This window comes from Auraticoccus cholistanensis (assembly GCF_009742705.1).
Classification (GTDB): domain Bacteria; phylum Actinomycetota; class Actinomycetes; order Propionibacteriales; family Propionibacteriaceae; genus Auraticoccus; species Auraticoccus cholistanensis.
On sequence record NZ_WPCU01000010.1, the window covers coordinates 136,707 to 158,707 of the forward strand.

At 73.5% G+C, this 22,001-nt stretch carries 22 protein-coding genes; 5 read left to right on the forward strand and 17 right to left on the reverse strand.

Features of this window, described 5'->3' with window-relative positions; all coding sequences use genetic code 11:
* Positions 1–40: 40 nt before the first annotated feature.
* From GC722_RS14190 to rpsB, 7 genes are all read right to left on the reverse strand, one after another.
* Positions 41–1,690: a recombinase family protein gene (locus GC722_RS14190; RefSeq protein WP_197430173.1), complete on the reverse strand. Its 1,650-nt coding sequence runs from the start codon at positions 1,688–1,690 to the stop codon at positions 41–43.
* A gap of 73 nt (positions 1,691–1,763) precedes the next feature.
* Positions 1,764–2,885, reverse strand: coding sequence for a 23S rRNA (adenine(2503)-C(2))-methyltransferase RlmN (rlmN, locus tag GC722_RS14195; RefSeq protein ID WP_231747923.1), 1,122 nt, complete (start codon positions 2,883–2,885; stop codon positions 1,764–1,766).
* Positions 2,886–2,970: 85 nt separating this feature from the next.
* On the reverse strand, positions 2,971–3,882 hold the full coding sequence (locus GC722_RS14200; RefSeq protein ID WP_408609319.1) for a phosphatidate cytidylyltransferase: 912 nt from the start codon (positions 3,880–3,882) through the stop codon (positions 2,971–2,973).
* A complete protein-coding gene (frr, locus tag GC722_RS14205) occupies positions 3,883–4,437 on the reverse strand; it encodes a ribosome recycling factor (RefSeq protein WP_331715024.1) in 555 nt (184 codons plus the stop codon).
* A gap of 86 nt (positions 4,438–4,523) precedes the next feature.
* The gene (gene pyrH, locus GC722_RS14210; protein WP_156611260.1) at positions 4,524–5,234 is read right to left on the reverse strand and encodes a UMP kinase; all 711 of its coding nucleotides are present in this window, start codon (positions 5,232–5,234) and stop codon (positions 4,524–4,526) included.
* A gap of 141 nt (positions 5,235–5,375) precedes the next feature.
* Complete coding sequence (tsf, locus tag GC722_RS14215) at positions 5,376–6,197, reverse strand: translation elongation factor Ts (RefSeq protein ID WP_156611262.1); 822 nt, start codon at positions 6,195–6,197, stop codon at positions 5,376–5,378.
* 94 nt (positions 6,198–6,291) lie between these two features.
* Entirely contained in the window at positions 6,292–7,248 is a 957-nt protein-coding gene (gene rpsB, locus GC722_RS14220; protein WP_156611264.1) for a 30S ribosomal protein S2, read from the reverse strand.
* Positions 7,249–7,633: 385 nt separating this feature from the next.
* Between rpsB and GC722_RS17855 the strand changes: the two genes are divergently transcribed.
* Positions 7,634–8,644, forward strand: coding sequence for a M23 family metallopeptidase (locus tag GC722_RS17855; protein ID WP_331714859.1), 1,011 nt, complete (start codon positions 7,634–7,636; stop codon positions 8,642–8,644).
* A gap of 11 nt (positions 8,645–8,655) precedes the next feature.
* Here the strand turns inward: GC722_RS17855 and GC722_RS14230 are convergent, their stop codons facing one another.
* Positions 8,656–9,300, reverse strand: a complete 645-nt coding sequence (locus tag GC722_RS14230) for a TetR/AcrR family transcriptional regulator (protein ID WP_331714860.1) — start codon at positions 9,298–9,300, stop codon at positions 8,656–8,658.
* A gap of 108 nt (positions 9,301–9,408) precedes the next feature.
* Between GC722_RS14230 and GC722_RS14235 the strand changes: the two genes are divergently transcribed.
* A complete protein-coding gene (locus GC722_RS14235) occupies positions 9,409–10,113 on the forward strand; it encodes a DUF899 domain-containing protein (protein WP_156611267.1) in 705 nt (234 codons plus the stop codon).
* A 7-nt stretch (positions 10,114–10,120) separates the two neighbouring features.
* Here GC722_RS14235 and GC722_RS14240 read toward each other — a convergent pair whose 3' ends face one another.
* Positions 10,121–11,023, reverse strand: a complete 903-nt coding sequence (locus tag GC722_RS14240) for a tyrosine recombinase XerC (RefSeq protein WP_156612022.1) — start codon at positions 11,021–11,023, stop codon at positions 10,121–10,123.
* Positions 11,024–11,114: 91 nt separating this feature from the next.
* Between GC722_RS14240 and GC722_RS14245 the strand changes: the two genes are divergently transcribed.
* The gene (locus tag GC722_RS14245; protein WP_156611269.1) at positions 11,115–12,215 is read left to right on the forward strand and encodes a lactonase family protein; all 1,101 of its coding nucleotides are present in this window, start codon (positions 11,115–11,117) and stop codon (positions 12,213–12,215) included.
* A gap of 76 nt (positions 12,216–12,291) precedes the next feature.
* Positions 12,292–12,897: a peptide deformylase gene (gene def, locus GC722_RS14250; protein WP_156611272.1), complete on the forward strand. Its 606-nt coding sequence runs from the start codon at positions 12,292–12,294 to the stop codon at positions 12,895–12,897.
* A 26-nt stretch (positions 12,898–12,923) separates the two neighbouring features.
* Here the strand turns inward: def and GC722_RS14255 are convergent, their stop codons facing one another.
* From GC722_RS14255 to GC722_RS14290, 8 genes are all read right to left on the reverse strand, one after another.
* Complete coding sequence (locus GC722_RS14255; protein WP_156611274.1) at positions 12,924–13,832, reverse strand: metallophosphoesterase; 909 nt, start codon at positions 13,830–13,832, stop codon at positions 12,924–12,926.
* A complete protein-coding gene (locus GC722_RS14260) occupies positions 13,829–14,830 on the reverse strand; it encodes a LacI family DNA-binding transcriptional regulator (RefSeq protein WP_156611275.1) in 1,002 nt (333 codons plus the stop codon). The genes GC722_RS14255 and GC722_RS14260 overlap by 4 nt, the downstream gene beginning before the upstream one ends.
* Positions 14,823–16,646 (reverse strand): ABC transporter permease, encoded by a 1,824-nt coding sequence (locus GC722_RS14265; RefSeq protein WP_197430175.1) that lies wholly within the window; start codon positions 16,644–16,646, stop codon positions 14,823–14,825. The genes GC722_RS14260 and GC722_RS14265 overlap by 8 nt, the downstream gene beginning before the upstream one ends.
* Positions 16,643–17,671 carry an ABC transporter ATP-binding protein gene (locus GC722_RS14270; protein WP_156611277.1) on the reverse strand — a complete coding sequence of 343 codons (1,029 nt, stop codon included), beginning with the start codon at positions 17,669–17,671 and terminating at the stop codon, positions 16,643–16,645. The genes GC722_RS14265 and GC722_RS14270 overlap by 4 nt, the downstream gene beginning before the upstream one ends.
* Positions 17,672–17,729: 58 nt before the next feature.
* Positions 17,730–18,797 (reverse strand): extracellular solute-binding protein, encoded by a 1,068-nt coding sequence (locus tag GC722_RS14275; protein ID WP_156611279.1) that lies wholly within the window; start codon positions 18,795–18,797, stop codon positions 17,730–17,732.
* 175 nt (positions 18,798–18,972) lie between these two features.
* Positions 18,973–19,833, reverse strand: a complete 861-nt coding sequence (locus tag GC722_RS14280) for a TrmH family RNA methyltransferase (RefSeq protein ID WP_331714861.1) — start codon at positions 19,831–19,833, stop codon at positions 18,973–18,975.
* Positions 19,834–19,840: 7 nt separating this feature from the next.
* Positions 19,841–20,092, reverse strand: a complete 252-nt coding sequence (locus GC722_RS14285) for a hypothetical protein (protein ID WP_156611281.1) — start codon at positions 20,090–20,092, stop codon at positions 19,841–19,843.
* Complete coding sequence (locus GC722_RS14290) at positions 20,092–20,874, reverse strand: ABC transporter ATP-binding protein (protein WP_156611306.1); 783 nt, start codon at positions 20,872–20,874, stop codon at positions 20,092–20,094. The genes GC722_RS14285 and GC722_RS14290 overlap by 1 nt, the downstream gene beginning before the upstream one ends.
* A 57-nt stretch (positions 20,875–20,931) precedes the next feature.
* Here GC722_RS14290 and GC722_RS14295 point away from each other — a divergent pair, with 57 nt between their 5' ends.
* Complete coding sequence (locus GC722_RS14295; protein ID WP_156611308.1) at positions 20,932–21,648, forward strand: hypothetical protein; 717 nt, start codon at positions 20,932–20,934, stop codon at positions 21,646–21,648.
* The last annotated feature ends 353 nt before the right edge of the window (positions 21,649–22,001 follow it).

Here is a 22,001-nt window from a genome sequence, read left to right on the forward strand (position 1 = left end):
GGCACGCTTCTTGCGCGGCCCGCCGCTAGTTCGCCGCACCTCAGCTCACATCGCTCATCGCTAGCGACTCTCGTGCCTGCTTGAGCAGGCGGAAGCCGTAGGAGCGGCTCACCCCGTAGCGCTCGGCCACCGCCACACCTGAGAGCTTCGGGTCCTGCTTCAGGAGCTCAATGACCTCGGGCAACTGCTTCGGGAGCTTCGGTCCGCATGGCATGGGCTGGGCGTCCGCAGGCGCTCCATGGGTGGTGCCGTCGTCCCACATGATGCTGATGCGGTCCGTAGTGGACTTGTGGGGACCCGCATAGGGCTTGATGAAGATGACTCGGCAGTGCTGGGCCAGCATGGCCTGCCAGCCGTCGAAGTCGTAGGCGTCTTGGATCTGGTCGTCCCAGTCCTCTAGCCACTCCGTCTCCCCGATGGAGAAGTCCACGTTCTGCGGGAGCTCGTCGACCAGCGAGGGGGCCTTCTGCACCAGCTGCTCGCGGTAGTGCTCGTCGCGCTCCTTGGTGAGCTGCTTCCGCTCCTCGTCCAGCTCCTCCACTTGCGGCAGCAGGATGTCTCCCGAGACCCGCCCAGCGTTGTACGTCGCCATGAGCTCTTGGATCTTGGAGTTGACCTCGGCCAAGCGGCCCTCGCCAAGCCACTCGGCGGGAGGCTCTGCCTCGAGGTCGCCTTTGCACTCACTCAGGTGCACGAAGGTGGCCGTCTTCACGTAGCGCTCCAGCACGGAAGCCGTGATGCTGAAGTGCTGGCCCTTGCAGCGGTACATCTGCTCGCCGCGCACCACCACGCCGAACATCGGCTGGGAGCACTTGCCACAGCGCAGGTGGTGAGTCAGGAGGTACTTCCCGAAGCGGCGCTTAGGCGTATGGCGCTTCTCGATAGCCGCAAGCAGGGCCTCGTGCTGTTCCTCGGTCATGAGCGGCTCCCACTCACCGATGATTGGCTTCCCCTGCTCGTCCCGCATAACCTCCTTCTTGTAGGTCATCCAGCCGCAGAGGCGAGGGTTCATCAGCACTACCTTGAGCGCTTGGTAGGTCCACTCCCTGCCAGCGGGAGTCAGAACGCCTTGCGCGTTCCACCTCTTGGCTATGGAGGTGATGGCCACACCTCCGAGCACCTGCTCAACGGCTTCCTTCAGGTGCGGAGCCTCGGTGGGGTGAAGCGCCTTGTAGTCCTCAGACCAGCCGAAGGCACGGTTGCCGCCCTTCCAGACTTTGCCCTCCATGGCTCGGCCTAGGTGGGCCCGCTTCAAGCGCTCTGAGGTGCGCTCAGCCTCGGCAGCGTCCCATGCGGCGACGGTGATGGCCAATGCACGGCCGTCCGCAGTGCTCAGGTCGTGGCTTCCCGGGACCACTGTGCGGATTCGAGGCTTGCCCTCGTCGGCTAACTGGATGAGCTCCATCCACTCGGCGGGGCGACGGGTCAGGCGGGAGTTGGAGTAGACGATGACGGTATCCGCAAGCCCTGGCCGCACGTCACGGAGCATGGAGGCATAGGCGGGCCGCACCTTCTTAGAAAGGTTGGAGGCACTGATGTCGTTGTCGATGGCCACTCGCCACACTTCGATGCCCGAGCGCTCCGCAAGTGCACGGCAGTCCACTTCCTGCCGCTTGACGCCCACCTCTTGCCCGTCACCGTCTCGGCTAATTCGGCAGTAGATCACTGCCTTGCGGGAGGGTGAAGTCACGGGTGCACGCTGACACGGGTTGAACAGGCATTGATGCGCTTCTGACGATGCCCTTAGGTCGCTGACCCGCGCTCTATTCTTCCGCTGCGAGCTGCCCACACGCCGCGTCGATGTCGTTGCCTCGCGTGTCCCGCATCGTGGTGCTGATACCCCGCGCCTGAAGCCGCCTAACGAACTCCGCCATGTCCTCTTCGCGAGACCGCGTGTAAACGACCTCGTTGACCTTAGGTTCACGTTTGATCGGGTTGAGCGGGATCAGGTTGACGTGCACCCAGCCCCAGTCGCCCCGGCGCTTGAGCACCGTGGCGAGCCGGTCCGCGCGCCAGGCCTGGTCGTTGATGTCCTTGATCAGCGCGTACTCGATCGAGACCCGGCGCCGGCTCACCCGGGCGTACTCCCAAGCGGCGTCGACGACCTCGTCCACCTTGTGACGGGTGTTGATCGGCACCAGCGTGTCGCGCAGCTCGTCGTCGGGGGCGTGCAGGCTGACCGCCAGGGTCAGCGGGATGCCCTCCTCGGTGAGCTGCTGGATGCGCGGCACCAGCCCCACGGTGGACAGCGTGACGCCGCGGGCGCTGATGCCCAGCCCGTCCGGCTCGGGTGCGGTGATGGTGCGGATGGCCTGCATCACCGAGGCGTAGTTGGCCATCGGCTCGCCCATCCCCATGAAGACGACGTTGGAGATCCGCCCCGGACCGCCGGCCGCCTCGCCGCGGGCCAGCGTGCGGGCACCGGCCACCACCTGCTCGACGATCTCGGCGGTGCTCATGTTGCGCTGCAGACCGCCCTGGCCGGTGGCGCAGAAGGGGCAGGCCATCCCGCAGCCGGCCTGGGAGGAGATGCAGATGGTGCTGCGGGTGCCGGGCCGGCCGACGCCGTAGCGCATCAGCACGCTCTCGACCAGCGCGCCGTCGTGCAGCCGCCACAGCGACTTGACCGTGGCCCCGTCGTCGCAGCCGAGGGTGCGCACCGGGTGCAGCAGCCGGGGGAAGAACTGGCTGGCCACGGCCTCCCGCACCGACGCCGGCAGGTCGGTCCAGCCGGTCGGGTCGTCGTCGAGGCGCTCGTACCAGTGCCGGGACAGCTGCTGGGCGCGGAAGGCCGGCAGCCCGGCCTCCACCACCCGCTGGCGGCGGGTGGCGGCGTCCAGGTCGCTCCAGTGCTCCGGCGGCTTGCCGCGCCGGGGCGCGCGCATCACCAGCGGCAGGGCGGGGGCGTCGTCGGGGACGACCTTCTCGAAGTCGTAGGTCTCGGTCATCAGGTGCTCCAGGGAAGTGGCCTCAGCCACCGGGGATCAGCAGGTACATGGTCAGCCACGCCACGGGGGCCGACACCAGGAGGGAGTCGAGCCGGTCCATCACCCCGCCGTGGCCGGGCAGGATCGAGCTCATGTCCTTGATCCCGACGTCGCGCTTGATCAGGGACTCGATCAGGTCTCCACAGACGCCGATCCCCACCAGGGTGGCACCCAGCACCAAACCGACCCAGACCGGCGTGCCGAGGGTGAGCCGGGTCATCAGCACCGCGACCAGGCAGCCGAGCACCATGGAGCCGGCGAAGCCCTCCCAGGACTTCTTGGGGCTGATCCGCGGCGCCATCGGGTGGCGTCCGGCCAGCACCCCCACGGCGTAGCCGCCGATGTCGGAGCAGACCACGACCGCGATGAAGGTCAGCACCCGCAGCGAGCCGTCCTGGTCGGCCAGCATCAGCGACACGAACGCCCCCAGCAGCGGGACGTAGGCGATGATGAACAGGCTCGCGGCGACGTCCTTGACGTAGCCCTGCGCGCCCCCGGGCATCCGCCACACCAGCGAGGCCAGCACCGTGACGCCGATGGCGGCGAGCAGGATCGAGGTGGCGTCGGCGGCCGCGACGTCGCGCTGGCCGGCGAAGTAGGAGCCGACCACGATCAGGAAGGTGCCGCCGACGATCGGCACGATGGCCGCGTGCATCTGCAGCCGTCGCAGCGCGTGGTGCAGCTCGACGGCCGCCTGGGCCAGCGCGACCGCCACGAACACGGCGAAGCCGAGCTGGAACTTCCACAGGCTCAGCAGCAGCAGCACCGCCAGCCCGACGCCGACCGCGATCGCGGCCGGCAGGTTGCGCCCGGCCCGGCCGTGCTGGGGCGGGGCGGGTGGGGTGTGGTACTCCGGCTCGAGCGCGCGGCCCGGCGGGGTGTCGGCGTCGCTCACTCAGACCTCGAGGAGCTCGGCTTCTTTGCCCTTGAGCACCTCGTCGATCAGGTCGGTGTGCCGCTTGGTCAGCGCGTCCAGCTGCTTCTCGGCCCGGGTGACCTCGTCCTCGCCGGCCTCCTTGTCCTTCACCAGCCGGTCCAGGGCGTCCTTGGCGCTGCGACGGGCCGCGCGGACGGACACCCGGGCCTCCTCGGCCTTGCTGCGGGCCAGCTTGATGTACTCCCGGCGACGCTCCTCGGTCAGCTGGGGCAGCGTGACCCGGATCGTCTTGCCGTCGTTGGAGGGGTTGACCCCGAGGTCGGAGTCGCGGATGGCGCGCTCGATGGCCGACATCGACGAGGCGTCGTAGGGGGTGATCAGCACCATCCGGGCGTCGGGGACCTGGAAGCTCGCCAGCTGCTGCAGCGGCGTCGCGGCGCCGTAGTACTCCGCGCTGATCTTGTTGAACATGGCGGGGTGGGCGCGGCCGGTCCGGATCGCGGCGAACTCCTCCTTGGCGTACTCCACCGCCCCGTCCATCCTGAGCTCGGCCTCGGTGATGATGTCGTCGATCACGGTGATCGGCTTCCTTTCGGTGATCGTCTCGTGCTGGGGTCGTCTCGTGCTGGGAGGTGTGCTGCCCGGGGGCCCGGCCCGGCTCAGGCGTGCACCGTGGTCCCGATCCTCTCACCTGCGACGACCTTGACGATGTTGCCCTCGACGTCGAGGGAGAAGAACACCATCGGCAGCTTGTAGTCGCGGGCCATGCTGATCGCGGTGGCGTCGGCCACCTTGAGGTTGCGGGCCAGGAACTCGTCGTAGCTGAGGTCGTCGAAGCGGACCGCGTCGGGGTTGGTGGCGGGGTCGGAGTCGTAGACCCCGTCGGTGCCGTTCTTGCCCATCAGCAGCACCTCGGCGCCGATCTCGAGGGCGCGCTGGGCGGCGACGGTGTCGGTGGAGAAGTAGGGCATCCCCGAGCCGGCGCCGAAGATGACCACCCGGCCCTTCTCCAGGTGCCGCTCGGCGCGGCGCGGGATGTAGGGCTCGGCGACCTGGCCCATGGTGATGGCGGTCTGCACCCGGGTGTCGAGGCCGTTCTTCTCGCAGAAGTCCTGCAGCGCCAGGCAGTTCATCACCGTGCCGAGCATGCCCATGTAGTCGGCGCGGTCGCGCTCCATGCCCCGCTGCTGCAGCTCCGCGCCGCGGAAGAAGTTGCCGCCGCCGACCACCACGGCGACCTGCACGCCCTGGGCCACCACGTCGGCGATCTGGGCCGCCATGCTGGACACGATGTCGGGGCTGACGCCGACCTGGCCGCCGCCGAAGGCCTCGCCGGAGAGCTTCAGCAGGACACGTGAGTATGCGGGCAAGTCGGCTCCTCGTCATCGGTTCGTCGGCCGGGCGGACCGGCCCCAGCAGACAGCATGCGCCGCAGGGACGGTGCCCTGCGGCGCATGCCAGCCTAGCGTCGGACCCGGGCCGCGACGGCGGACCCAGGGGTGAGGTGCGGCTCAGGAGCCGGCGGCCTCGAAGCGGACGAAGCGGGAGACGGTGACCCCGGCGGCGTCCAGGACCTGCCCGACCGACTTCTTGTCGTCGGAGACGTAGGGCTGGTCGAGCAGCACGACGTCCTTGAAGTAGCCGTTCAGACGGCCCTCGACGATCCGCGAGATGGCCTGCTCGGGCTTGCCCTCCTCGCGCGCGGTGGCCTCGGCGATCCGGCGCTCGTTGGCGACGGTCTCCTCGGGCACCTCGTCGCGGGTGACGTAGGCCGGGCGCATGGCCGCGACCTGCATCGCGACGGAGCGGACCAGGGTCTCGTCGCCACCCTGGTACTCCACCAGCACACCCACCTGCGGAGGCAGGTCGGAGGCGCGGCGGTGCAGGTAGACGGCCGCCTCGCCCTCGAAGCGGGCGACGTTCTTGAGCTCGATCTTCTCGCCGATCTTGGCGGCCAGGGCCTGCACGGCCTCGGCCACGGTCGAGCCGCTGGCCAGCTGCAGGGCGTTGGCCGACTCGACGTCGGTGGCGCCGCCCTGGTCGACGGCCGCGGCGATCTCGTTCGCCAGCGCGACGAACTCGTCGTTCTTGGCCACGAAGTCGGTCTCGGCGCCCAGCTGGATCAGGGCCTTGCCGGAGCTGGCCACCAGGCCGTTGCTGGCCTCGCGCTCCGAACCGCGCTTGGCGGCCTTCGCCTGGCCGGAGACACGGAGCACCTCGACGGCCTTGTCGAAGTCACCGTCGGCCTCGGTGAGGGCCTTCTTGGCGTCCATCATGCCGGCGCCGGTGGCGTCCCGGAGCTTCTTCACGTCCGATGCGGTGAACGATGCCATCTGTGTCCTTCTCTCGTGGGCCTGCCGGGTTGCGCGGGCAGGTGCGTGCGTGGTCGGTGGCCGCGGGCGGAGGTCGTCCGCCCGCGGCGACGGGTCAGCTGCCGGAGGTGGTGCTGGTGCCGGCCTCGGTGGAGGCGGCACCGGTCCCGGCCTCGAGGGCGGAGCCGTCCGCGGCCTCGTCGGCCTGGGTGGCGGCCAGGTCGGCGTCCGGGGCCTCGGCGGTGGGGTCCTCCGCGGCGGCGGCCGGCAGGGCCTCGGCGGCCGGGGCCTCCACGGCGGCGGTCTGCTCGGCGCCGGCCAGCAGGTCGCGCTCCCAGTCCGGCATCGGCTCGGCCTCGGTCTCCTCGCCGGTCTGCGCGCCGGAGCGGGCCAGCAGGCCCTCGGCGACGGCGTCGGCCAGCACCCGGGTCAGCAGCGACACCGAGCGGATGGCGTCGTCGTTGCCGGGGATGGCGAAGTCGACCTCGTCGGGGTCGCAGTTGGTGTCGAGGATGCCGATCACGGGGATCTTGAGCTTGCGGGCCTCGTCGACGGCCAGGTGCTCCTTCTTGGTGTCGACGATCCAGACCGCCTGCGGGGTGCGGGCCATGTCGCGGATGCCGCTGAGGGTCTTGGCCAGCTTGTCCTTCTCGCGGCGCAGGATCAGCAGCTCCTTCTTGGTGAGCCCCGAGGCGGCGACGTCGTCGAAGTCGAGGCCCTCGAGCTCCTTGAGCCGCTGGATCCGCTTGCTGACGGTGCCGAAGTTGGTGAGCATCCCGCCCAGCCAGCGCTGGTTCACGTAGGGCATGCCGACCCGGCTCGCCTGCTCGGCGATGGACTCCTGGGCCTGCTTCTTGGTGCCGACGAAGAGGACGACGCCGCCCTTGGCCACGGTGTCCTTGACGAAGGCGTAGGCGCGGTCGATGTAGGTCAGCGACTGCTGCAGGTCGATGATGTAGATGCCGTTGCGCTCGGTGAAGATGAAGCGCTTCATCTTGGGGTTCCACCGTCGGGTCTGGTGACCGAAGTGGACGCCGCTCTCGAGCAGCTGGCGGGTGGTGACGACGGCCATGGCCGTGATCCTTCCTTGGCACGCCTGCGGGCGCGCCGTACGGTTTCCCAGCACCGAACCGTTCGGTGCTGCCTGACGCAGACCGGACCCGGACCTCCCTGAGGAGGACCGTGCGGGCCGGGCCGCCCTCGGGCGGCGTCTCTGCATGCGAAGTCAACCCGGACGGCCGGGTTGCCGCGTCGAGTGTAGTCGGGCCACCCGCGCAGTGCCACTCGGCCGAGGCCCTCCTCCGCCGCCGCGGCGACGGCGGCCCGGACGGGCGCACGGGGCGGGTGCGCGGGGCGGTCCGGGCGGGGTGTCCACAGCGGGTGCGGAGGACCGGCTCGTGTCCACAGCCCGGGGGCGGCGGCGGTCCACCGGCGGGAGGAACGCCCACGGTGGTGGGGTGCCCGCCCCTGCTGCCCGCCCCGATCTGCGACGACGGTCGCCGCTCCTCCTGCTGCTGCTCCTGCTGGTCGTCCCACCGGCGCTGCTGCTGCCGCCCGCTCCCCCGGCAGCGGCGGAGGCGGTGGTCTGGCCGGAGCGGGCCGGCTGGCCGCTGGCCGGGGCGCCGCGGGTGGTGCGGCCCTTCGACCCACCGGCGCGGCGGTGGGAGGCGGGGCACCGCGGCCTCGACCTCGCCGCGGCCGCCGGTGAGGCCGTGCTGGCCGCCGCCGACGGCGTGGTCGCCTTCGCCGGCACGGTGGCGGGGCGGCCGGTGCTGACGGTGCGTCACGGCGCGCTGCGCACGACCTACGAGCCGGTGCGCGCCGCGGTCGCGGTCGGCACGCGGGTGCGGGCCGGGCAGCGGGTGGGGTGGGTGCAGCCCGGGCACTGCGGGCGGCGGGGGACGTGCCTGCACTGGGGTCTGCTGCGCGGCGAGGAGTACCTCGACCCGCTGCTGCTGCCGACCGCGGCCACGAACCGTGCCGAGCTGCGGCTGCTGCCGCCGGGGAGCGCGGCGCTGGCGCAGCGGCGCGCGGCCGGACGGGCGGCGACCGCACCTGCTGGCGCACCGGGCCGGCACGGGTTCCTGCTGCCGGTGCGAGGACCGGTCACCTCCCGGTTCGGACCGCGGCTGCACCCGGTGCTGGGGGTCCGGCGGCTGCACGACGGCACCGACTTCGGCGTGCCCTGCGGCACCCCGATCCGGGCCGCCCGCGGAGGCACCGTGGTGGAGCGGGTGCTGCACCCGGCCTACGGCCACCGGCTGGTGCTCGACCACGGCGAGGTGGCCGGGCACCGGTTCCGCACCTCCTACAACCACGCGCTGGGATGGACGGTGCCGGTCGGGGCGCGGGTGCACCGGGGGCAGGTGGTCGGTCGCGTCGGCAGCACCGGCTGGTCGACCGGCTGCCACCTCCACCTCATGATGGAGGTGGACGGGGCGCTGGCCGACCCCGAGCAGTGGCTGTGACCCGGCGCCCCTCAGCCGCCGGTGACGCCCCGCACCACGGCGTCCACCGTCCGCTCGGCCGAGCGCCGGAGCTCCTCGGCGGGCAGCCCCCGCAGCGGGCCGTGCAGCGCGAGCAGGGCGAAGCCGTGCACGGCCGACCAGCAGGGCCACTCGGCTCCCGGACGCTCCTCAGGACGCAGCACACCGGCCGCGACCAGGCCGTCGAGCGCGTCGACGAGCCGGGCGAGCGGGGCCGGCAGCGGCGGACCGGGCGCGTGGTCGTACCCGGAGCCGGGGCCGGGGCCGGGCGCGCGGCCGAGCTCGGGCGCGGCGAAGGCCAGCTCGAACCAGCCGGGCTCGCGGAGCGCGAAGTCGATGTAGCCGAGCCCGACGGCGCGCAGCTGCGCCCGCGCCCGGGCCGCCGGGTCCTCCCCGTCGGGGGTGCCGTCCGGGTGCATCAGCGCCGTCATCTCCTGCTGGACCCGTTCGACCACCGCCTGCAGCAGGCCGGCTCGGTCGGCGAAGTGGCGGTAGGCGGCGTTGGGCGAGACCCCGACCCGCCGGGTGACGTCCCGCAGCACGAGCGCCGACGGCCCGCCGGCGCGGGTCAGCTGCAGACCTGCCTCCAGCAGCGCCTCGCGCAGGTTGCCGTGGTGGTACGCCCGGGCCTCGCTCACCGTCGTGCTCCTCCCTGCAGGTCTTGACCCGCCGGCCGTGATGTGTACGCTGTCAACATAGTCGGTGTGGACAGCGTCCACATCGGACGCCCCGGTCGAGGAGGACCCATGAGCACCGTCCCGGACACCCGCGCGAGCGCCCTGCCTCCGGTGGTGGACACCGCCACCTGGCGCGAGCAGCTCGCCGCGCTGCGGGCCCGCGAGAAGGCGGCCACCCGCGAGCTCGACGCCATCGCCGCCCAGCGCCGCCGGCTGCCGATGGTGGAGATGCCCGACTACACGCTGGTGGGCGCGGAGGGACCGGTGCGGCTGGTCGACGTCTTCGACGGCGCCTCCCAGCTGATCACCTACCACCACATGTGGTCCCCGGGCCGGGAGTGGCAGTGCGGCGGCTGCACCGGCTTCACCTCCCAGTTCACCCGGCTGGAGTTCCTGCAGGCCTACGACGCCCGCTTCGTCGTGGTCACCCAGGGCCGGATCGATGAGGCGCTCGCCTACCGGGAGAAGGTGGGCAACCAGATGACCTGGTACTCCACCGCCGACAGCCCCTTCGGCGCCGACGTCGACGCCCCGCCCGGAGGCGGCTTCGCGGTCAACGTCTTCCTCCGCGACGGCGACCGGGTCTTCCGCACCTGGCACACCGACGGCCGCGGCACCGAGCAGATCAGCCACACCTTCGCCCTGGTCGACCTGCTCCCCTGGGGCCGGCAGGAGGCGTGGCAGGACTCCCCGCCCGGGTGGCCGCAGAGCCCGACCTACGAGCGCTGGCTAGACTCCCCCGACATCGCCCGGCTCTACGGACCCCGGGGCTGACAGCGGCTCAGGCCCGCGGGTGGGCCTGCTCGAAGGCGCTGCGCAGCCGCTCGGTGGTGACGTGGGTGTAGATCTGCGTCGTCGCCAGCGAGGCGTGGCCGAGCAGCTCCTGCACGCTGCGCAGGTCGGCCCCGCCCTCCAGCAGGTGGGTGGCCATGGCGTGCCGCAGCCCGTGCGGCCCCAGGTCGGGAGCACCCTCCACCCCTGCCAGCGCGCGGTGCACGATGCGGCGGACCACCCGCTGGTCGAGCCGGGCCCCCCGCTCCCCCACGAACACGGCCTGCCCGGCCGCGGGCCCGGCCAGCCGGCCGCGGACCTCCAGCCAGGCCTGCAGCGCCCGCCAGGCCGGCGCCCCGACCGGGACCGACCGCTCCTTGTCGCCCTTGCCCAGCACCCGCAGCACCCGGCGGTCGGGGTCGACGGCGCCGAGGTCGAGCCCGCACAGCTCAGAGACCCGGATGCCGCAGGCGTAGAGCACCTCGAGCAGGGCCGCGTCCCGGCGGGCCAGCGGCGTGTCCTCCTGGGTGACCGCCTCCACCGCCCGCGCCAGCACCGCCTCGGCGGCCCGCTGGTCCAGGGTGGGCGGTAGCCGCCGTCCCAGCCGCGGTGAGCGCAGCGCCTGCGCCGGGTCGTGGGCCAGGTCTCCGCGACGGTGCAGCCAGCCGAAGAAGCCCCGCACGGCGGCGGCCCGGCGCTGCAGCGTGCTGCGGGCCATCCCGCGCGACTGCTGGTTGGCCAGCCAGCTGCGGAGGTCGGCCAGCCCCACCTCGGCCAGGTCGGTGCGGCCCAGCCGGCGCAGGTGCTCCAGCAGCCCCTCGACGTCGCGGGCGTAGGCGCGCAAGGTGTGCGGGGAGAGGTGCTCGTCCAGCTCGAGGGCGCGCAGCCAGGCCGACCGCTCCTCCTCACCCATCGCCACGCCGTGATGCTAGGCCGCCGCCGGCCCCGGACCGGTCAGCGACATCAGCGGCCCCCCGCCCGGGGGCGGGCGGTAGCCTCGAGCCATGGCTGAGTCCGACGACCGAGCGTCCACCACCGGCCCGGACGACGCGCCCGAGCTGCCGCTGGGGGGCGTCCTCTACGTGGGCGGCTACACCACCCGCGAGGGAGCGCAGCGTCTCGGCGTCGAGGCCTACCGGCTGGACTCCGCCGGACCCGACGGCGTCGGGGTCAGCGAGCTGCCCGCGGTGGCGCTGCACTCCCCCACCTACCTGGTGCGCCACCCCAGCCACCCCGTGCTCTACGCCGTGGGCGAGACCGAGCCCACCACCGTCAGCGCGCTGCGGATCGGTGCGGACCAGACCCTGGAGCTGCTCAACACCGTCGTCGCCGACGGCAGCGGGGGCTGCCACCTGGCCGTCGACGAGACGGGGCAGTACCTGGTGGTGGCCCACTACGGCAGCGGTGGCGTCTCCAGCTTCGCCATCACCTCCGACGGCCGGCTGTCGGAGCAGGTCGACCACTGGACCTTCCACGGCAGCGGACCCGACGCCGACCGCCAGGACGCCCCGCACGCCCACCAGGTGGTGCCCCACGCCGGCCGCCTGCTGGTCGCCGACCTCGGCACCGACCGCGTGCACCAGCTCCACCTCGACCCGGAGGGCCACCTGGGGCTGGCCGACGACCCGGTGGTGCTGCCGGCCGGCTCGGGCCCGCGTCACCTGGTGGTGACCGGGGACCACCTGGCGGTGGCCTGCGAGCTGTCGTGCCAGCTGTGGCTCGCCCGCCGCCGCGGGGGCGAGTGGGTGCAGGTCGACCTGGTGCCCAGCACCTCCGCCGAGGTCGACGAGGACTCCCCCTGCTACCCGTCGGCGCTGCGCCTCGACGGCACCCGGCTCGTGGTGGGCAACCGCGGCCCCGACACCTTCGCCGTCTTCGAGCTGGACCCCGAGCACGACCGGCTGGTCCCGGTGGCCGAGGTGGGCACCGGCGGCAGCTGGCCACGCGACCTCCTCCTCACCGCGAGCCACCTGTGGGTGGCCAACGAGCGCGGGGACGCCGTGGTGGCCCACCGCCGCCCCACCGACCCCGACGGCAGCTGGGTGCTCGACTTCGAGATCCCGACCGCGGCGCCGTCGACGCTGCTGCTGGCCGAGCCGTCCTGACCGGGCCGGTACGATCCGGAGGTCCCCGGGCGCAGCGCCCGGGTCCCGACGGCCACGACGGAGGACCTCCCGCCCGATGAACGCACCCGACCTGACCACCGGTGGCACCGTGCGCCCGATCACCCGCTGGGGCACCCCGGTGATGCACGCGCCGACCCGGCCGGTCACCAGCTTCGACGAGGAGCTGCACGCCCTGGTCCGCGACATGTTCGCCACCATGGCGGCGGCGGAGGGCGTCGGGCTGGCCGCCACCCAGGTCGGGGTCGACCTGGCGGTCTTCGTCTACGACTGCCCCGACGAGGACGACCGGCGCCACGTCGGCGTCGTCTGCAACCCCACGGTGACCCTGCCCGAGGGTCGCGCGCGCAAGCTGGAGTCCGCCGACGAGGGCTGCCTCTCCTTCCCCGGCGCCTGGGCGCCGCTGTCGCGGCCGGACCACGCGGTCTGCACCGGCCAGGACGCCACCGGCGCCGACGTGGAGGTGGTGGGCACCGGCATGCTGGCCCGCTGCCTGCAGCACGAGACCGACCACCTGGCCGGCACCGTGTTCGGCGACCGGCTGCCCGGACGGATCCGCAAGAAGCTGCAGGCCCAGCACGAGCGGATGGCCTCGCGCTACCCCGACGACTGGCCGGTCAGCCCCCGGCTGCCCCTGCAGCAGGTCGAGGACGAGCAGGGCTGACTCCCGGCGGGGACGCCCCCGGCGGCTCAGGCCGGGCGGGTGATGCCGGCTGCGGCCAGCCGGCGCGCCACCTCCTCGGCCGGCACCCGCTCGCCGACCGTCGGGTGGGCGGTGACCGGGGCCACCGCGTGGACGACGGTCCCGGGCAGCACGTGCACGAGCCCGAAGGCCTGCTCGCCGTCCTGCCCCCGGGTGCCGCCGCCCTCGGCCAGCAGGTCCTGGGTGTAGGCGAGCCCGCTGGCGGCGTGGACCGGGATCCCGGCGAAGGTGGCCGAGACGGTGTGGTGGACGTGGCCCGCCAGGACGGCGCGGACGTCGCTGCCGGCCAGCACCTCGGCCAGCCGGGCCTGGCCGCGGAGCTCCACGGTGAGGGCGAGGTCGAGCAGGGTGGGCGCCGGCGGGTGGTGGACCACCAGCACGGTGCCCAGCGGCGCCGGCTCGGCCAGCACCGCCGCCAGCCAGCCGAGCTGCTCCTCGTCCACGGCACCCCAGTGGGCCCCAGGCACGCTGGAGTCGACCACGAGCACCCGCAGACCGCCGAACCGGTGCACCGAGCGGACCGGCGCGTCGGCCGGTGCACCTGGCTCACCGGCCCCGTCCAGCAGGTGCTGGCGCAGCGCCGCCCGGTCGTCGTGGTTGCCGCAGGCCACCACGACCTCGGCGCCCAGCCGCTCGGCCACGGGCCACACCAGCGAGCGCAGCGTGCGGTAGGCGGCCGGCTCGCCCCGGTCGGCCAGGTCGCCGGAGAGCACCAGCGCGTCCGGCCGCACGCCGCTGCGCTCGAGCCGGTCCAGGGCCGCGGCGAGCCGGCGGGTGGAGTCGACCGCGCCGTACAGCGGGGACCCGTCGCCGGTGATGTGCAGGTCGGTGAGGTGGGCCAGCACGACCGACGGCCGCGGGTACTCGGTGGTCGTCGTCGGGACTGCGGTGGTCATCGGGGCTCCGGTTCGGTGAGGGTGCGGCCCGGGACGAGCTCCCCGCGCCACGAGCGGTGGGTGGGTACGGACAGCGGCTCGTCCGCGAGGAGCCCGGCCAGCCGGGCCACGGCGGCCTCGGCCGCCTCCTCCACGGGCATCCGCACGGTGGTCAGGCCCAGCAGGTCGACTCCCGGCATGAGGCCGTCCCAGCCGGTGGTCGAGGCGGACGCACCCCGGGTGGCGAGGGCGCGCAGCACCGCCAGCTGGCGGACGTCGGAGGCGCACAGCACGGCGGTGGCACCGGCGTCGACCTCGGCGAGCGCCGCCCCGACCCCGTCGGTCGGGTCGGGTCCGGTGGCGACCCGCCTCACGTCGAGGCCGGCGAGGGCCCCGGCCAGCGCCTCGGCGCGCAGGTGCTCGCCGTAGGAGGTCTCCGGGGCGGCCCCGAGCACCACCACCCGGCGGTGCCCGAGCGCCCGGACCCGCTCCGCCAGCTGGTGGCCGTGCCACTCCTCGTCGTAGGACTCGGCGAAGACCCGGGCGCTGGCCTCGGGACGTCCGACCCGCACCATCGGCACCTCGGCGGCGAACGGCTCCAGCTGGGTTGAGTCGACCCCGCCGGTGGCGACCAGCAGCCCGGCCACCCGCATGCCCAGCAGCCGGCGCAGCGCCTGCACCTGCCGCTCGCCGCGGGGGTCGGAGCCGATGGTCACGGTGATCAGCTCGACGCCGGCGCGGACGGCCGCCACCTCCAGGCAGGAGAACAGCTGCCCGTAGACGGGGTTGGCGGCGTCGCGCAGCATCAGCCCGATCACCCCGGTGCCGCCGGCCGCCAGCTCGGTGGCCATCAGGTTCGGGACGTAGCCCAGCTCCTCGGCGGCCCGCCGGACCCGCTCGCGGGTGGCCGGGGCGATCCTGCCCTGGCCGCGCAGCGCCCGGGTGGCGGTGGCGCGGGAGACGCCGACCGCCCGGGCCACGTCCTCGATCCGCACGCCGAGGGCCCGCTGGTCAGCCACGTCGCCGGGCTCCTGCGCCGCGGCGCCCGTAGACCAGCCAGAGGACGAGCCCCTGCACCACCATCAGCAGCACGGTGTAGACGAAGGTGATCCCCATCGACTGCACGTTCGCCTCCCCCTCGGTGGACCGCTTGATCGCGATGCCCAGCGGCTCGAACAGGGGGTGGTACAGGAACACGGCGGCATCGTAGTCATCGAGCAGGCTGGTGAAGTTGAGCGCGGCGACCGCCGCCATGGTGGGGGCGATCACCGGCACGACCACCCGGCGGATGGTGGTCAGCTGCCCGGCGCCGAGGATCCGGGCGGCGTCCTCCAGCTCGTCGGGGACGGCGGCGAAGGCCGCCTTGAGCAGGCGCAGCGTGAAGGGGATCTTGACGATCACGTAGGCGATCCCGAGCAGCACCACGGTGCCGGTCAGCACCTGCCCGCCCACCAGCAGCCGCGGCCGGTCGAAGGTCATCACCAGCCCGAGGGCGATCAGGATGGTGGGCAGGATCCAGGGGATGTGCAGCACGTACTCGAGCAGGCTGCTCAGCCAGCCCCGCCAGCGGGTCAGCGCGCGGGCGACCAGCAGCAGCCCCAGCACCACCGCCGCCGAGGCCAGCCCGGAGTAGACCACCGAGACCACGAAGGGGCCCAGTGCGTCGGCGCTGGTCAGCACGCCGACCCAGTGGTCGGTGGTCAGGTCGGCGGCCGTGATCGAGCCCGACATGATGGCCCGGGCGTCGACGAAGGAGAAGGCGACCGCGCAGAGCACCGGGAAGACGTAGACCGCCCACAGCGCCCAGGCGAGCACGTGCACCACGACCGAGCCCCACCGGGTCTGGAACGGCTGCGGGGTGATCGGGACGGCGACCTTGGCCACCGCGAAGTAGGTGCCGCCGCGCTCCACCCGGTTCATCAGCGCCAGCAGCACGATGGTGGCCAGGCCGAGCAGGATGGCCAGCAGCGCGGCGACGTCGCGGGAGGAGGAGGACCGGGCGAAGGTGAGGATCATCGGCGCCACCGTCTGGAAGTCCTCACCGCCCAGCACCAGCGGCGCGGTCAGCGCCCCCAGGCCGGTCAGGAAGGTCAGCACGGTGACCGCGAACAGCATCGGCCGCAGCGCGGGGATGACGATGCGCCGCAGGATGGTCGCGGTGGAGGCGCCCATCAGCCGGGCGGCCTCGATGGCCTGGTGGTCGATCCCGGCCAGGGCGGCGGAGAGGAACAGCATGTGGTTGGTGGTGGTGGCGAAGGTCATCACCGCGACCACCGCCGCGAACCCGGAGAACCAGTCGCGGTCCAGGTCGGGCCACCACTGCGCCAGCGCGTTGGTGACGAAGCCGTAGCGGCCGTAGATGAAGCTGTAGCCCGCGGCCAGCACGATGCCGCCGTAGACGAAGGTGGTGGCGTAGCCGAGCCACAGCACCCGCCGGGCGCGCATCCGGAACCAGCCGGTGACCAGCACGATGAAGACGCCGACCACGTTGACGGTGACGGCGAGGGTGGCGGCCAGCAGCACGCTGTTGCCCAGCGAGCGCAGCGCCCGCTCGCTGGAGAGCAGCCGCTCGAAGGCGCTGAGGCTGAGACGGCCGTCGGGGACGAAGGTGGCCAGCAGCAACGTCGCGTTGGGCATCACCAGGAAGGCGGCGGAGAACCAGAGCACCCCGACCAGGACCACCACGCCGAGCGGTGAGCGGAGCATGCGCCGGGTGGCGCCGCGACGTCGTGCCGGCGGCGGCGGCGCGTCCACCACGGCGGCGGCCGGCAGCGCGGCGCCGTCGGCCTGCAGGGGTGCGCCGCCGGCGGCGACCGGACCGTGCGGTGCGCTCACGCCGCCGCCCCGTACTGGTGCACGGCCGACACCTCGACCCGGGCCCGGACGCGGTCCCCCACCTCGACCCGGGCGGCCTCGGCGCTGGGCACCGAGGCCAGCAGGCGGGCGCCGGCCGCCTCGAGCTCGACCAGCGTGGTCGAGCCCCGGTAGGCGCAGGAGAGCACCACGGCCGGCAGGTCGCCGGAGCCGCTCTCCGCCGGGTCGCGGTCGTCGGCGGCCGTGACCGAGACGTGCTCGGGGCGCACCCAGGCGTCGCGGCCGGCGTCCACGCCGGCACCGGCGAGCGCGGCGCGCTGCTCGGCGCTGAGGTGGGTGGCCTCGCCGATGAAGTCGCAGACGAAGGCGCTGGCGGGCTGCTCGTAGATCTCGCGCGGCGTGCCGACCTGCTCCAGCCGTCCCTCCGACAGCACGGCGATGCGGTCGCTGAGGGCCAGCGCCTCCTCCTGGTCGTGGGTGACGTAGACGGTGGTGATGCCGACCTCGCGCTGCAGCCGCTGCAGCTCCCCGCGGAGCTGGACGCGCAGCTTGGCGTCCAGGTTGGACAGCGGCTCGTCCAGCAGCAGGATGCGGGGCTGCAGCACCAGCGCCCGGGCGATGGCCACCCGCTGCTGCTGCCCGCCGGACAGCTCGGCCACCCCGCGGGTCAGCTGCTGCGGCCGCAGCCCCACCTGGGCGGCCACCTCGTCCACCCGGCGGCGCTGCTCGTCGCGGGGGACCCGCTGCACCGAGAGGCCGAAGGCGATGTTCTCGCGCACCGACATGCTGGGGAACAGCGCGTAGCTCTGGAAGACCATCCCGACGCCACGGCGCTCGCTCGGCACCCGGGTGACGTCGCGGCCGTCGATGTGCAGGGTGCCCGAGGTCGGCTCGACGAACCCGGCCAGGGACCGCAGCGCGGTCGTCTTGCCGCAGCCCGAGGGGCCCAGCAGGGTGAAGAACTCCCCCTCGCCGATGTCCAGGTCGAGGCCCTGCAGGGCGACGTGGTCGTCGAAGGAGACGCGCAGCGCGTCGAAGCGGATCATCGGGGCTCCTCGGGGTCGGCGGCGGCGGGACGGGAGCCGTCCCGCCGCCGTCGTGGGATCAGGGCAGGTACTCGAGCTCGATGCGCTCGACCCACTCGCCGATGTGCTCGCGCACCACGGCGTAGTCGATGTCGGCGCGCTGGACCGAGCCCACCAGCTCGACCACCTCGGGGTTGGCCTGCTCGGCGGCGACCTCGTTCACCGGCATGGAGTTGAACTCCTGGGCGAACTCGCCCTGCACCTCGGCGCTGCCGAACCAGTCGATGAACTCCTGGGCCCGCTGCTGCTGGTCGGTGCCGGCGATCACGCCGATCTGCTCGGTCACGAAGGGCACCCCCTGGGCGGAGGGCACGATCGCGGTCTCGGTGCCGTACTCCTCGTCACGGGCGATGATGCCGCCGGTGGGGGTGACCCCGTAGGCGACCTCGCCGCGCTCGAAGCGGGCGTACAGGTCGGTGCCCTCGACGGCGGGGCTGCCGTTGGCGTAGTAGGCCTCCACGGCCGCCCAGCCCTCGTCGGAGACCTGTCCCTCGGCGTCGGTGTAGGGCGCGAGGATGCCGGCCACGACCAGCTGCGGGGTGGCCTGGCCGAGGGCGGTGTTGACCTCGTAGCGGCCGGCGTACTCGGGGTTGGTCCACAGCTCGCTCACGTCCGCCGGGGCGTCGGTGGTGGTGGCGGAGTCGTAGACGGTCACGATGGCCTGGTCGACCAGCGGCCAGTAGGCCCCGTCCACCGGGTCCCCGGCCTCCTGCGGCACCTCGTCGGACCAGCTGGGCTGGTAGGCGGTGATGGCCTGCTCGGCCTTGAGCTGCTCGAAGAACATGGTGTTCAGCCCGAAGACGACGTCACCGACCGGATTGTTGACCTCGGCGATGATCCGGTTCGTCAGGTCGGCGCCGCCGAGCCCGACGATCTCGATGTCGAAGCCCGCCTCGGCGGCCTGCGCGGTCACCCACTCGCCGCGGCCGTCGGAGTTGGAGTTGGTGTAGACGACCAGCTTCTGGTCGCCGCCTGCGGCGTCGCCGTCGGCCGCCGGCTCCCCACCGCCGGCGCAGCCGGTGAGCACCGTCCCGGCCAGCAGCAGCGCCACCGAGGTGCGCAGCCCGCGCCGCCCCCACGCTCTCATCATCAGGTCCTTTCCCCGCGACCGAGGTCGCGTCGTCACGTCACATCGAGGTCACTCAAGGAAATGGCGGCACGACGCTTGCGGTCGCGCGACCGCAGACACCATACCCAGGCTCCGGTGAACGGGTTGACCGGCCCGGGTGAACAGCGCGTGCCGGTTCGGCTGCCGGCCGGGGTCAGGGGTGCTGCTGGGTGTGGCGGGGACGGCCCGCGGGCCCCAGGGCGTAGCAGGCAACGGCCGCGGCGGCGGCCACGTTGAGGGAGTCGATCCCCCGCGACATCGGGATCCGGGCCACCACCTCGGCCTGCTCCACCCAGTGCGGCGAGAGCCCCGCGCCCTCGGTCCCCAGCAGCAGCGCGACCCGGGCCGGAGTCCCGGCCGCCGCCCGCGCCTCCAGGTCGGCCGCGAGCCGCGGCAGGTCCACCGCGTCCTCGGAGAGCGCCAGCGCCACGGTCAGGAAGCCGGCGCGGCGGAGCAGCCCGACGGCGTCCTCCCAGTCCTCCAGGCGGGCCCACGGCAACGAGAAGACCGCACCCATGCTGACCTTGACCGAGCGGCGGTAGAGCGGGTCGGCCGCCCGCGGTGCGAGCAGGCAGCCGTCGAAGCCGAGCCCGGCGGCGCTGCGCAGGATCGCGCCGACGTTGGTGTGGTCGACGACGTCCTCGCAGACCACCAGCCGGTCCAGCGCGAGCAGCTCGGCCACGGTGTGGCGCACCTCGCGGTGCAGCGAGGCCAGCGCGCCGCGGTGGACGTGGAAGCCGGTCACCTGCTCGGCCAGGGCCTCGTCGACCACGTAGACGGGGACGTCTGGGTGCGCGTCGAGCAGGTCGGCCAGCCCTGCCAGCCAGCGCTCGGACAGCAGCAGCGAGCGGGGCCGGTACCCCGCCTCCAGGCTGCGCCGGATGACCTTCTCGCCCTCGGCGATGAAGAGCCCCTGCTCGCTCTCCAGGTGCCGGCGCAGCGACACGTCGCGCAGCCGCACGTAGTCGGCGAGGCGCTCGTCGGCCGGGTCCACGACCCGGACCAGCTCGGCCACCGGCGTCTCAGCCCGCGGCCGGGCGGCGGGAGCGGGAGACCACCACCACGACCCCGGCCAGCACGACCGCCACCAGCAGCTGCAGCCAGGCCACCGTCGGCCAGACGGCGGCGGCCACCGCGGTCAGCACGGCCACCGCGGCGAGCCGCAGCAGCCAGCGCGAGGGCACGACCAGCCGGGCACCGGCCAGCAGCGCGGCCAGCACGAGCCACAGCAGCCAGGGGTGGTCGCCCAGGAAGTCGTTGAGGTTGACCGACATCAGCGGGCCCGGGCCGACCAGCGGCCGTCGTCGTGGCGCAGCACCAGGTCGATGCCGAAGGTCTCGCTCATGGCCTGCTCGGTCAGGGTCTGCTCCAGCGGACCGGCGGCGACCACCCGGCCCTGCCGCAGCAGCAGCGCGTGGGTGATGCCCTGCGGGATCTCCTCCACGTGGTGGGTCACCAGCACCGACGCCGGCGCGTAGGGGTCGCGGGCGAGCTCGCTGAGCGTGCGAACCAGCGCCTCGCGGCCGGTGAGGTCCAGACCGGCGGCCGGCTCGTCGAGCAGCAGCAGCTCGGGGTCGGTCATCAGCGCGCGGGCGATCTGGACCCGCTTGCGCTCCCCCTCGCTGAGGGTGCCGAAGGTGCGCTCGGCCAGGTGGGCGACGCGGAGCTGGTCCAGCAGCTCGGTGGCCCGCTCGTGGTCGAGCTGGTCGTACTCCTCGCGCCAGCGCCCCATCACCGCGTAGGAGGCCGAGACGACCACGTCGTGCACCCGCTCGCTGCGCGGGATCCGGTCGGCCAGCGCCGCGGAGGTGACCCCGATCCGCGGCCGCAGCTCGAAGACGTCCACGGTGCCGAGCACCTCGCCGAGCAGGCCGGCCACGCCGGTGGTGGGGTGCAGCTGCGCGGCGAGCACCTGCAGCAGCGTGGTCTTGCCCGCGCCGTTGGGTCCGACCACCACCCAGCGGTCGCTCTCCTCGACGGTCCAGTCGACGTCGTCGAGCAAGGTCGCCTCGCCACGTCGGATGCTCACGCCTGCCAGGTCCACCACTGCCGCCATGCGGGAGAACCTACAAGAACCCGCGGCCCCGCTCAGCCACCGCACTAGGGTGGCCGGGTGCCCCGGCTCGCCGCCATCACCCTCGTCACCCACCTGAACGCCCTGCAGCACACGCCGCTGAGCAGCGAGGTCGCGGCCTCGCTGGTCGCCCACGGCGACGTCGCCCACCACGTGGTGGACGCCGACGGGCTGCTCGGGCTGGACCCGCTGCGCTCCAGCGACCTCATCACCGCGCTGCGGGCCGTGCAGCTGGTGGCCCCCGGCTCCTGGCAGCTCGCCCTGCCGCGGCCGGGCGCCCTCGGGGTGCTGCGGGGGCCGGTGGCGCTCAACCGGGCCGGTCTGGAGACCGGCGCGGTGGTGGTGCACGCGAGCGGCGGCTGGGCCTTCGTGCCGCACCGGGTGGGCCCGGCCGTGCAGTGGCGGGTGCTCGCCGCCGAGCGCCCGTTCCCCAGCCCGTCGGCGGCGGAGTGCGAGCGGGCGCTGTCGGCGGAGCTGCTGCAGGCGGCCGGGACCCTGTCGGAGCTGGACGCGCCGTCGGGTACCCGCCCGGACGTGGACCTCCCTGGACCGTTGCTGGCCGCGGCCTACCCCGCCCGCCAGCAGCGCGCGGCCGAGCGTGCGCTGCGGCTGCTGCTGGTGGCCGAGGCGGGGCTGGCCGACGACCGGGATGTGCTGCACTCCTTCGCCGTCCAGAAGCGCGCCGACGTGCTGCGCCGGCTGCAGGCGGCCGCCGCGGACGCGCTCTGCGCCGCCTGCGCCTGGCCCGAGGGCTGACGCTCCCGCACAGCCGCCCGGGCCGCTCCACAGCCGGACGAGCACCGCTTCACAGCCGCTCGCGCCACTCCACAGCCGCTGCAACGGCTGTGAGGGCGACGGAACGGCTGTGAAGCCGGGGTGGGCAGGCGGCGGCCGACGTCCACTCCCCTGCTCCGGACGACCAGGCGCCGGTCCGCAGCGGGCGGACGGCCTCGCAATCGGTGCTGAACCGGCTTCACAGCCGTCCGGAGGGCTTCACAGCCGCTGGGAGGGCTGTGAAGCCGTCCGGACGGCTGTGAAGGCCCGCGAGGGGAAGGCGCGCGAGGGGTGGGCCGGCGGACGGGTGGGCCCCGCGGGCGGGGTCGGCCGAC